We start from the raw sequence: 12,324 nt of genomic DNA on the forward strand, positions 1-12,324 counted from the left end.
CTAATTTAGGACTTTCTTAAAGCCTGGCGCTTTGCCAAGGCCAATATTTCATCTGCAATAAGATCAGGGCGGTATTGATGAATATAGTGGTCGGTATCCTTGATTACCATTTGCTTTGACTGCGTGGACCAGGAGGTGAATTCCTCCTCGTATTTGTTCCATACATCATCGGCAACCCCCAAGTAGTCGGCAGTCAGAATCGTAAGCGGAAACGTGAAGGGCTTTTTGTCATCCAATACGGTCTTCGCATTCGTATGCATTTGACGGAGTTCGTCTTCCATGTTGGCTGTGTTAAGCTTAATCAGTGAGGCAGCCAGGTCAATCTGCTTCAGCTCATCCGGTACGAATTTCAAGCCATTGCGGGCTGCCCGGGAGCTTTCGATAAAACTGTCCGATTGAAAAATGAGCCTGAGCACGCCTGTTTTGGCGAGCAGTTGCGTGAGAAAACCGCCGCTTGCAGTTTCCGATTTATCCGCGTAGTAATATTCCGGACTTCCACTATCCAGCATCACCATTCCCGCTACCTCATCCGGGTATTTCTGTGCAAACCGGATGGTTTCAAGCGACCCTAGCGAATGGGCCACAAGCAGGTAAGGAGGCTTCTGGCCGGATGCCTCAAGCACCCCATGTATTTCACTGGCTATGGTATCGATGTCACGCTTCGTGTCGGTTGTGTCGCTGTACCCGTAGCCGAACCGGTCGTATACGGCGAATTTAACATGTGGCGCGAGCTTATCATACAGCGGGGAAAAATCTGCATACGGATTGGCCGTTCCCCATCCGGAAGCGAGTACAACCGTTACATCCCCTTGGCCTCCGCTATATAGATGCATATTATGGCCATTCACATTGTAGAGCTTTCCGCTCGGGGTGTACGATTTCAGATCCTTCCGGGCATTTACTTGCTCATACACCACGCCTGACCCGACAAGAAGGACAAGCATAGCCAAAGCGGAAATAGCTGTCATCCATAGTCTTTTACGCCATTTTTTCATTTCTGGCACTCTCCTTTGATGTAACAACTGCTCTTGTTGCATATCCCCATTGTAATTGTCCAAGCTTAACACGGAGAAAACCGTATCTTAATTTCAGCTTAATTATAGATTTGCTCTGTCAGCCAGGCAGAAATAACCGCTCTCTGGCTTATTCTTTTCCAAAGCGTGGAATTGAACACAAAAAAATCGCGGTCATTAAATATCTCCGCGATTTCTTGTAACAGCAAGCTGAACCAACGCCGCCTCACCAGTAGTCTTAGTCTTATTAAGCTAGGCGTTGTTTTGGAAATGGTGTAACAACGCTGCTGCTTCTTCATGCTCAGGCTCAAGCTCTAATAATTTTTCCAGATAATGCAAAGCATCCGCTTCAAGCTCCAGCTCGAAACAGCAAATGGCGAGGCAGTAAAACACTGTGGATACGTTGTCATCGTCATACCAATTTATCGATATTTCCAAATAACGCTTAGACTCTGCGTACATATCCATCTCAAACAATATTAATCCGGCATCGAGGGCCAAATCGTATCGTTGTTCCATGACATAGTAGGCGGACCACATCAGATGTATACCTCTCGCAATATCTTGAAGTTCATCTTCGTTCGCATCTGGCAGCAGACGGGACATCTGTTTCGTGCACTGTATGAAAAACTCGGCGTCATAGCCGCCCAAACGCCAGAAGCTTAATATTTGCTGCAGGCCCATGCTGTCCAAATGAAGATCTACCCATTCCTTCAGATTGAAGAAATCATCCGGACCAAACCGTTCAACAAACCGGCGGTAAGCCAGCCGGGTATTCGTGTAGCCAGCCGGATCATTCAAATTAAGAATGCAGCCCACATTTATATTTTTGTAATGATGAGGGGGGAATAGGGTCACAGCACCCTGTTGTTCGAAAAAATGCTGAAACGGGTGATAATTGGCGTTGAAAGAAAAACTTCCATGCAAAATCAGCTCCGGCGGTTCAGCGAATTTAAAATTGTCAATCAGATGATCTCCCTTATCTGCGGTTACTAAGAGAAATCCGGCTTGGGACAATTGATTCAACCGCTCCAGACAAGTGAAGCCGGCGGCAGGGAATAAGATATGCGAATCTTGCAGCTGCTCCTGATATATGGAAATGACCTCACGGTAAGGGTAGGTTTCCTGTTCATACTCCGGTGCATGCCGATACTCATAATGCAAAGACATTTGCTTGATGACTTCGGACGGTTTGAGCGAATCAGTGTGTTCAGGCAACTCAACAATAACATCAGCCTCATAGACTTGTCCCTGTTCCCCAATATAAATCAACTCTTGGGGTATGCCATCAAAAAAGTAATTCGCAACAATAATTAAAGGCTGTTTCAAATCTCCTGCACGGATCGCAGTTTTTGCGACTACCAATTCCAGGGCAGTATCATGAACAGCGTCAAATCGCGCAAAATCAAGTAATCCCTCGGCAATAAAAGTTTGCAGAGCGGGATGCTCCTTCCAGGCTAATACATTCGTCATCGCCAAATCCGTCATCACATAACGGAAGGGTGGCAAAGCTAGTCCGGCATAATCTCTCAGCTTGCACAATTCAACCAGCACATGGTAAGCAAACCGGCCTGCTCCTGCTCCAAGCTCCACAATGCAAACTGGCTCAGAATCATAGCCCTTGCCCATAAGATCCTGAAGAAGCCCGAAGATTATTTCTGCATACGAGGTCGCAATCATCGGATTGCTCGTGATGTATTGAGGAACCTGGTCATTGTTCCAGGCTCTCGGTCCTTCTTGTTCATAATATGCCCGCTGCAAATCCCATATAGGTGCATCGCTGAAGCGGTAACGCTGTTGTTTTTTATCAGTCATTACATCGTATCCTGTTCTTTTCTAGTTATTCTTGCAACAATCCTGATTTGAAGCTTTCTTATCTATAATCATACCCTCTAGTATCTTTGACAAGTACCGGTGAAAAAAAACAGGAGCTCTTACGAGTAAGAGCTCCCTTTGATGGATGAATTAGTAAACCAGAGAGAAAAGACCGTTGATGTGCGACAGGTAACGGACGTTACTTGCTTCCTTCATCAGGGTAGCAGGCGTACCTTTCAGCTTCAGCTGATTGCCGCCGATTGTACCGATTGCGTCTTTTCTGCCCAGGCTCGCCAGAGTTCCGGAGAATACCGGATCGAAAGCTTTTTGCGGCAGGCCTTTGGAAACTGCGAACAGGTTGTAACCAACAGCCTCACCCATTTGCCATGCGACTTGTGCGCTTGGCGGATAAGGACGGCCTTCCGGTCCGAATACAACTGCGCTGTCACCAGCCAGGTATACTTCCGGATGGGAAGTGGATTGCAGGAACTCGTTAACAGTTGCACGGCCGCGGTTTACTTCCACGCCGGACTCTGCAACAAGCGGATTGCCGGTTACGCCGCCAGTCCAAACCAGTGTATTGGTTTCGATGGAAGAACCGTCTTTAAGCAGAACTTTGCTGCCTTGAACTTCGGTAACGGCTACGCCGATAAGGAATTTTACACCGCGGTTCTCCAGGGAAATCTTCGCACGCTCAACCAGGTCAGGCGCAAATCCAGCCAGGATGGAAGGTGCTGCCTCAACGCAGTACAGGGAGATATCGTTGAAATCTACGCCTTTTTCTGCGCAAACTTTAGGCAATTTATCCACCAGTTCACCAATCAGCTCAATACCGGACAGGCCGCCGCCGCCGATAACGATGTTGGCGTCAGCAGGGTTTTTGGATTTTGCATATGCATCCAGACGTGCTTCTACGTGGGCACGGATACGGTTGGCATCCTCAACGGATTTGAGCGTCATGCTGTACTCTTGCAGACCAGGGATACCGAAGAACGCTGTTTCGCTTCCCAGTGCGATAACGAGGTTATCGTAGGAAGTGGTGCTGCCGCCGGCAAGCTTCACTTGCTTCTGCTTCAAATCGATGCTTTGTACAGAATCGATCACCAGGTTTACGGACTTGCCTTTCAGCAGCTTGCTCAAAGGCAGAGCAACGTTACGCTCGTCCAGGCCGCCAACAGCAAGACGGTGCAGTTCGGTCACGATTTGGTGAGAAGGAATTTTGTTGATAACTGTAATCGTTGCTTCTTGTTCAGAAAAATGTTTGCGGGCAGTCAGTGCGGTCAGAAGTCCGCCGTAGCCTCCACCCAAGATTAGAATATGCTTCGACATACTTATCCTCCGTTCTAATTATGTTCCGATCAGATTAACGTTGCTTTTGACGCTCGGCCTGCACATCCAGGAAGGCTTGCGCAAAGCGCAACGTCTTTTGAACTTGAGGGTCTTTCAGCATTCTAAGCAAACCAAACAAACCAATCGAGGACTGTTCAGTTTGAGCACGGTCGCCCGCTTCTACAGCAGCGGAAGCAATGCCCTTGGCCTTATCCGTAATCGGCTTCACAAACTCTGAAATACCACCCGCGAAATCGTTGATCAATACTTTGTCTGTAGCTACAGTCTGGGCAACATCATATGCCTTGGTCATAATCGTAACCATCTCTGCGAGCTTCGGCAGATGCTCCACCAGCTCAGTCAGGGATTTCTGTACCTCCGGCTTCATAAGCTGATCCAGAATATCCAGCTCTCCGCGTGCGGAACCTGAAGCTTCTCCTACCGGTTGTTGCGTTAAAGTATCCGACATTTAAAACAGCCTCCCATGCTTGAATGAACCACTCTTTTATCCTGCGCTCGCTTGGATGCTTTAGACTGATCTATGATTGCTTATCACAACACAAATTGTGATAAATTTCACAATAGGGCCAGAATAAGGCCGGATAAAGGCTGGAAAAAGAATGGCTTGATCACATTTACGTCCATTTTAGTCCTATTTCGTCTGAACTGCAATTATAATTTTAAAATTAGACAAAATTTAATTTTTTATACCGGATAAGTCTGGAAATATTTCTTTAAAAATGTTATTTTTCATACTATTGGACTAATAGTGTTGTCACATGTCTGACATCTGACACAGATTGATTGCAAGGAGGGACTTCATACAATGCCTATAGAAAAAACAAAGGGTACAACGAACGTGCTTTGCAGAACACATTGTGTTTTAACATTTATAGTTCTCCTATGTCTTGTTATTATAACGGGATGCGACTCCGGGGTCAGCAGGGACGGAAAGTTGAGACTGCAGGTGCCTGAGTCTTCATTAGTCCGGTTTATGGAGATAAGCACTGCCGGGAGCAGCATCAACGCGGGAGAATACCGGATTGAGGATGCAGAGAAGCTGGGCAAACTGCTGGAAGGCATGCGTCAGGCCAACGCCAAGCCGGATGGGATTGAAGACCTGGAGCCGTCCGGACAGCAGTATAACCTGACGATTCATGAAGAACAGGTGTCCAGCACATATGTGATTGATGATCTCCGGAGTTCGGACGCGACGGTCTGGTCTGTTAAAATCAGCAAGGAAAATGAAAATGGCACGATGGATGCATGGGTCGTTCCGTCTGCCTGGCTCAGTCTGATACTGGACGAGCCTGTCGTACCTTCGCTATGGCTATTCACGAACAATGAGAGCGCCAGTGTGACCGTCCTTGCAAACCGGGAGCTGAAGCGGGATACAGCGGAGCAATCCGTAGCGGATTCTCTCCGCCTCGTTCTCCCTGAGAATGCCCGTGCGCCTGCATATGACATCTACTGGAGTGACCCGGGACGTTTTGTCGTCCGATTCTCAGAAAAGCCCAGTGCACCGCTCCTGCTGCGGTTCGACAAGCTCTTGTCGGTATCCGGCGAGTCATTTGTTGACCCGGATCGTGCGGATTCAGCAGAGGCAGTGCTGGGAGACCGGGGCGGGCAGCGTATACGCTGGATTAACCCGGCAAAGCAAAGCGAAACGGTGCAGATGTTCAAAGATACGGCGCTGCTTCAACCCATACATGAAGGCTCCTATCAGGCGGACAAGCTGATGGCTTACCATTTTGACGGGACGCAGACGATCATTGAAAGGGACGGGGGAAAGCAGCGGCGGCTTGGCATCACGAAATGGCCAGATGCAGAGGGAAGCTATCCCAATGATTACGGAGCGGATGTGTTGTATTCGGACCGGATGCTGAATGGCGAGACGTATGCCGTCTATGGCAACCGCACCTTATATCGTGTCCATCTTAATACCGGAGAGATTAAGAAGCTGTATACATCCCCGGCGCCGGTTTACGGAATGGCTTCCTCTCCGGACGGGGAACGGGTAGCACTGTTGATTTCATCGCACAGCCTGGGCCCTGATGCCGACCTGATCGTGTTCTCCAAGGACGGGAGAAAGCTGTTCAGCAGGGCAAATGCCGGGTATATCAACAAAAGCGACGGCTTCCTGTTCGTGGCCCCGATGACCTGGCCGGATAATTCGACAGTTGTGGTTCCCCGTTCTTCGGAAGCAGGCAGTCGGGTTCGTATCCATATCGGCAGCAAGGAGGAGACACCATACCCGTCCAGCAAGCTGCCGGATAGCGCAGCGGCACTGCTTGCTGAGACGTTGTCCGGGCAGCATACGGTTAGTCATATTGTGCCGCAGCAGGATGCTCAAGGCGTATTCGGGCGCTATATAATGTTTAAAACCGGGAACGGTTGGGTGTGGATTTATGACCTCAACAAGCATGCGCTATCGTGGTACGGCACAGGTATCCCGATCAGTTGGACGAAAGAGGGCGAGGCTGTGGTCTGGACCTCTGATCATGAGCATACGACCTTCTATATCGGGATGGATACGGATTGAGGCAAGTGCAGGAAGATATGAGGGATTCACTCAAGAGCTCCCGAGGCAAAAAAGCAGCATAGCTTGATATAAAAAAGCCTTCGCTTCAATACAAGAAGCGAAGGCTTTCCAGTCCGTTATGCATTTTTACTAAAAGTCAGCCTCGCTTCCTTGCTGGGAGCGTCCCAGGCAAGGCTGATATTGTTCTTATCGCAATATTGGCGCAGCGACACCAGCTTGGCTGCTTTGCCATCTTTGCCTGATCCGTCAAAGGAAGCCGAGGTCAGGTTCTTCAGATGGTTAATTACAATTTTGGGATTTTCCTTGACATCGGCGCCGTTCACACGGAATCCATTCGCATCCTTGCTGGAATTAATCCCTTTCTTGACGGTGAAGGAGATGTTGATATTCAGTGATTTCAATACCTCCAGCACATCTTTGTTGAATGCGCCGTAAGGGAAGGCGATGATACTGTCCGTATTGCCCAGTTCTTCCTTTAACCGCTCTTCCGCTTTTTTCAAATCATCTGTAATTCGTTCCTTGTATTCTTGCTCAGTCTCTTTGCGCTGTTCATTCTCCAGGTACATGCGGCTCGTCAACGCAGGCTTGGTGTGGCCTTTCGTGTCGACATTGATATAGAGATGGGAGTCATACGTATGGTTGTAGAAGGTCATGCCTTCCTTTTGCATTTCACGCATCTGATCCCAAGTCATCTTCGGCACGCCAATCCGTTTGTCGATGAAGGAGACGATTACAAAGTTGGTTGCAGGATATTCATACTTTTTCAGCACCGGGTAAGCCAGCTTATAGAAGCTCTCATAGCCGTCATCAAAGGTAATCAGCACCGCATTGTCCGGCACCTGCTTCTGATTCAGGATAAAATCGGAGTATTCCTTCATGCTGATGACATGGAATCCATTGGTTTTCAAAAGCTCCATCTGCTCTTCAAAATCTTTAACCGACAAGGCGGCCTTGGTTGTCTTGCCTTCTGTAATGTCGTGATACATCAGAACGGCAACCTGATCTTTAAAGTAAACGGTACCTTCCACGTGTTCAGCAGGCGGTTCCTCGCCATCTTCCACTGCTTTTTTCAAAAAGTCAGAAGGAACCATCAGTCTGCCCTCCGAATTTATGGCAGCTCCGGTATTGTCCCACACCTTTCCATTCACCACAATCTTAATGGAAGGATCAGGCTCAAGATTCTCTGCAGGCTTGCTGCAGGCGCTTAAAATCATGGATGCGATAAGCATGAATGAAAGCAGAATCATCCATGACTTGCGTTTGGTTTGCATATGTTATTCTCCTCCTTACTCATTACTACTATATCGTATTATAAACAATAGTGCTTAACAGTTTGGCTGTCAAAATCTTAACAATCGCTTAAGAATTTCTTTTATGGTTTTAGATTCGCGAACCATTCTGCAGCGGGTAACAGGTCTCAAACATGGTGAACTCCCTGCTGCTGTATACCTGAATCTTCCCTCCGTGCGCCTCTACGATGCTTTTGGCGATGGCAAGGCCAAGACCGGTGCCCCCTGTCTGCCTGGAGCGTGACTGATCTACCCGGTAAAAGCGGTCGAACACATACGGGATATCCTTTTCCGGGATAGGAGGGCCGTAGTTAATGATTTGGATGACGGCCTCGGCATTCCGGCTCAGCAGACGAATATCAACATAGCGTCCTCCTGCACCGTACTGGATCGCATTGGAGATGAGATTCTCATAGCTTCGTACGAGCAAGTCCCCGTCCGCCTCCAGAATAATTGCCTGCTCCTGTGATTCAATACGAATCTCCATGCCGCTCTTCTCCAGACTGGGGACAAATTCCTCTGCCAGCTGGCGGAGCAATCCGTCCATGTCCAGCCCATTCTTGTGAAGGGGAAGTCCGTTGTTAATACGTGTAAATTCAAACAGGTCATCGATCAGCTTTTGCAGAGCTGTAGCCTTGTCATAGGCGATATTGACATAATAGCGCAGCTCCAGCTCGTCCTTGTAACGGTCATTCTCAATCAGCTCCAGAAAGCCCAGTATTGAGGTCAGAGGGGTGCGCAGATCATGGGATACACCAGTAATCAGATCATTCTTGGTCTGCTCTGCGCGCCGCTCATCCTGAATCAGCCGGTCAATCTGCCGGGCCATCTTGTTGATGCTGGCTGCGATGCTGCCGAAGTCCCCTGAGGATACCGGAATCTCATAGCTGAAATTGCTTTGCTCCATCTCCTGGAGTCCGCGGGTAATTTCCCCCAGCTGCCAGCTGATCTTTTCCGACATCCGGTTCAGTTCTGTTGCGAGATGGCTGATTTCATCTGAAGTATCTACAGCTACCCGGTAGTCCAGATGGCCCTCTGCCGCTTCTTTTAACCCTGATTCGACCCGCTCCAGATTGCGAATAAGGCCATCCGATAACAGCAGGAATGAAGCGAGAAACAGAGCTGTGCCCAGCACAATTAAGACCGGAGTGGAACCCACGGTGTTAATCGCCCATATCAGCGGCAAATTGATGATTTTAACGGGGAACAATGCTGTTGCCACCAAGTAGATAATAAACAGTCCGGCGGCTGTCATTGTCAATGAGCCCAGGAGCATCAGCAGGAGCTTCCAGCGGAGCGACAGCGTCTTCTCCCGGGGCTTGAATACGAGCCGGTTGCCAAGCAGAATAAAAAGGACTGTAAATACAAGCAGACCCGTTACAGTGAACATAACGGCGGAGCCGAGCTGATTGATTACCCAGGCCGGGGCGGAACGTAATAAAGGCCGGTCCAGCATATAGGAGACGGCCAGTCTGCCCAGTGCCAGCACAGCCGCTGTCATGGCAAGGCTAATTGCTGCAGTTGTAAGAATCCGGAACATATTGCGGCTCGAATTAACGGGCTGCTGGTCCATTGCGCGGCCTCCTGTCTCAAGGAGTTTCTATCTTGTAGCCGATGCCCCAAACCGTTTTCACATACTTGGGTGTTTGCGGGTTCTTCTCGATCTTCTCACGAATTTTACGAACGTGAACCATCACGGTATTTTTGGATTCCATGAAGGGCTCGTTCCATACTTCTTCATAAATTCGGTCCATGCTGAGCACATGGCCCAGATTGACAGCCAAAAGCTTGAGAATGGCAAACTCGCGGGGTGTTAATTTGACAGGTTCTTGATCGACTGTGACGGTGTAGTTGGCAATATTGATGACGAGGTCGTCAATTTCGATTTCATGCCGGTTGGAGGCAGGTGCTGAGTTGAGTTTCTTGTACCGGCGAAGCTGGGATTTCACCCGTGCCATCAGCACGAGCGGGTTGAATGGTTTGGTAACGTAATCATCCGCTCCGATGCTGAGTCCTGTAATTTTGTCCATATCCTGGCTCTTGGCTGACAGCATAATGATCGGCATGCTCTTCTCCTCGCGGATCTTCATGCACGCTTCAATGCCATCCATCCGCGGCATCATGACATCGAGAATAATCAGATCGACATCATGCCGTTTAAGCAGCTCAAGGGCCTCCATACCATCGGAGGCCTTGAGCAGGTTGTATCCTTCATTATTGAAGTAAATTTCCATGAGCTTTATGATCTCTTTTTCATCGTCAACCAGCAGTATGGTTTCGATTGGAGACGCCCCCTTGCGGAAACCGTTAATTATTTGCTCTCGCCGTTAATAGGCTGGAACAAAATGTTAAGCGGCAGGTTGCTGCCTGATGCGATAAGCAAAGTCAGGTTGACAACTTCTTCATTATCGCCTGTCTGGTACAGTACACCTACATCATTCGGGTCTTTCAGAATCGTCTTTTCAAAGACTTGTACGACTTTGTCATTGACCAGTGCTGCGCCTGCATAGTGGCCGCCGCGTGCATTAAGGCCGACTTGCGTATGAGGAGCAACCTTCAGTTGCAGGTTGTAGAGCACGCCGGTGTTGCCTTTGTTGTTCTCCGGAATCCCGGTCAGTGTATCTGTGCCGTCCAGAAAGACATCCTGCTTCAGATCGCCGATTATAATACGTTGATTTTTGTAACCCAGAGTGCCGTCTACCAGAAGAGAACGGTTGGCGTTTTCGAATGTTCCGCGAACATGGCGACCATCCCGGTCAAGCTTCTTGAGGGAAGGCAAAATTTCAAATACGTTTTTGTTTGGATGTTCATCGGCATCTACAGCAGCGACAGTAAATTGCAGCTCATCGCTGGTCGTAATCTCGGTGTAAGACGTCATGATCAAATTCGGTTTGAGCGGTGTTGAGGCTACTTCAGGCAGAACGATAATGGATTCGCCCGGATTAACGACAACCTCCTGGCGCGGTGAGCCGTGCGCCAAATCGTCCAGGAAGCGTGCAACCGCATTTTTACCACTTGTGGATACATAGGTAGTCGGGCCGCCTTTGCCGAATGCATCGACGCTGTAAGTTACCGGGTGATCCTGATGGTTGGTGGCTACGAGATAGACCGTCAGCGCTTTGCCGGAACGGTTGCCGTTATGGATGTTGACGCGGAATTTGCCGGATACGTTATCCTGGTAGGCAATTCCTTCTTCCAGGAAGTATTCCGGGCTATTGCTGCGGATCAGCTTCATCGGCTGGGATTCAATCTGGTAAGGCACGGATTCCATGCGAAGCACCCGGGTACCGTCGATCACATATTTTTCTCCGGCTGGTGTGTACAGCAAATTGAACTCTTCTTCAGAATGCAGTTTCTCTTCTGTAATCCGGATTTCCTTCGTAAAGGAACTGGTCAGACCGTGATTATTGGTCACGTTCAACGTGACTTTAACAAAGCCGGGGCGGAAGAAGGCGCGCTCTTTGCCTGTCCATTCGGTTTTGACAATGGTACCGTGCTCATCATGGCTTTCATTGATATATTGGATAGGCTCGCCCATCTTATATTCGGTTTTATCGGTGGTGAACTGTGCGACAGGAGGTGTTTTGACTTCCGGCTCGGTATTCTCTTTGTTCCAGGAGAGTACATAAGAATTTCCGGATACGACAAAGCGGCTGCCTGTGATTTCAGACCAGGTGCGGAGCGGAACCATCATGCTGCCCTGTTGGGTGAACAGCTCTCCGGAAGCGGTCTGAACTTTGCCGTTCACTTTATATTGGGTGGTATTGGCTGCAAAACGTATTTCCAGATCGCCTTTGGTTACGACTGACTCCTTCGTATCAGCGTCGTAGGACACACTAAAGCCGTAGAGCTTGGAGATGGTGCTAAGCGGAATATAGTTTGCGCCCTTCGCATAAGTAACAGGCTGCGCAGCCGTTGAAACTTGTCCATTGAACTGGATCGAAGCGCTGTTTTGTTGAAGCTGGAGCGTATTTTGATCCGAAGCGCCAGCCGCCCATACGGTAACTCCTGAAAACGGTGAAGCTAGCAGCATGGAACCAATTGTGACTTTAACCAGTTGTTTTTGAATTCTTTTCATGTGTCATGTTTCTCCTTTAATTATTCTGATAATTGGTTTATGAGTAAGGTAAAGTTGGCAATGTACAAGCATAAACAGCTTCACCGCTAGTAACGGCGAAGCTCATTTTTTCGCGGATAGCATAAAATGTCGCACAAGCGAAAAAGAGATACCGAAATTATGACGCATAGAAATCGGGAAGGTTGCGAAAAACGAAAAAAAATTTTCCATAATGACAAAATTCTAATTCTTATTGGAATTCATAATTTTCGCTAATAA

The 12,324-nt window shown here is 48.5% G+C and carries 9 protein-coding genes; 1 reads left to right on the top strand and 8 read right to left on the bottom strand.

What is annotated here, in order from left to right:
* Positions 1-5 precede the first annotated feature (5 nt).
* The 4 genes from H583_RS0102850 to H583_RS0102870 all read right to left on the bottom strand — a co-directional run bounded on the left by H583_RS0102850 (position 6) and on the right by H583_RS0102870 (position 4,626).
* Positions 6-995 (bottom strand): alpha/beta hydrolase, encoded by a 990-nt coding sequence (locus H583_RS0102850; RefSeq protein WP_028559143.1) that lies wholly within the window; start codon positions 993-995, stop codon positions 6-8.
* A gap of 270 nt (positions 996-1,265) precedes the next feature.
* A complete protein-coding gene (locus tag H583_RS0102860) occupies positions 1,266-2,828 on the bottom strand; it encodes a hypothetical protein (RefSeq protein ID WP_028559144.1) in 1,563 nt (520 codons plus the stop codon).
* A gap of 150 nt (positions 2,829-2,978) precedes the next feature.
* Positions 2,979-4,157, bottom strand: a complete 1,179-nt coding sequence (locus H583_RS0102865) for an NAD(P)/FAD-dependent oxidoreductase (protein WP_028559145.1) — start codon at positions 4,155-4,157, stop codon at positions 2,979-2,981.
* Between the two features lie 34 nt (positions 4,158-4,191).
* Entirely contained in the window at positions 4,192-4,626 is a 435-nt protein-coding gene (locus H583_RS0102870; protein ID WP_028559146.1) for a DUF1641 domain-containing protein, read from the bottom strand.
* A gap of 486 nt (positions 4,627-5,112) precedes the next feature.
* Here H583_RS0102870 and H583_RS0102875 point away from each other — a divergent pair, with 486 nt between their 5' ends.
* Positions 5,113-6,699 (top strand): hypothetical protein, encoded by a 1,587-nt coding sequence (locus tag H583_RS0102875; protein WP_028559147.1) that lies wholly within the window; start codon positions 5,113-5,115, stop codon positions 6,697-6,699.
* Positions 6,700-6,815: 116 nt separating this feature from the next.
* On the opposite strand, the gene H583_RS31700 is transcribed toward H583_RS0102875, so the two are convergent.
* The 4 genes from H583_RS31700 to H583_RS0102895 all read right to left on the bottom strand — a co-directional run bounded on the left by H583_RS31700 (position 6,816) and on the right by H583_RS0102895 (position 12,066).
* Positions 6,816-7,970 (bottom strand): polysaccharide deacetylase family protein, encoded by a 1,155-nt coding sequence (locus H583_RS31700; RefSeq protein WP_051235900.1) that lies wholly within the window; start codon positions 7,968-7,970, stop codon positions 6,816-6,818.
* Between the two features lie 109 nt (positions 7,971-8,079).
* Entirely contained in the window at positions 8,080-9,561 is a 1,482-nt protein-coding gene (locus tag H583_RS0102885) for a sensor histidine kinase (RefSeq protein ID WP_245585829.1), read from the bottom strand.
* Positions 9,562-9,577: 16 nt separating this feature from the next.
* Positions 9,578-10,270 (bottom strand): response regulator transcription factor, encoded by a 693-nt coding sequence (locus tag H583_RS0102890; protein WP_028559149.1) that lies wholly within the window; start codon positions 10,268-10,270, stop codon positions 9,578-9,580.
* A 29-nt stretch (positions 10,271-10,299) separates the two neighbouring features.
* Positions 10,300-12,066: a stalk domain-containing protein gene (locus H583_RS0102895; protein ID WP_028559150.1), complete on the bottom strand. Its 1,767-nt coding sequence runs from the start codon at positions 12,064-12,066 to the stop codon at positions 10,300-10,302.
* Positions 12,067-12,324 lie beyond the last annotated feature (258 nt).

It is taken from the genome of Paenibacillus pinihumi DSM 23905 = JCM 16419, from assembly GCF_000422505.1.
GTDB classification, from domain to species: Bacteria; Bacillota; Bacilli; order Paenibacillales; family Paenibacillaceae; genus Paenibacillus_D; species Paenibacillus_D pinihumi.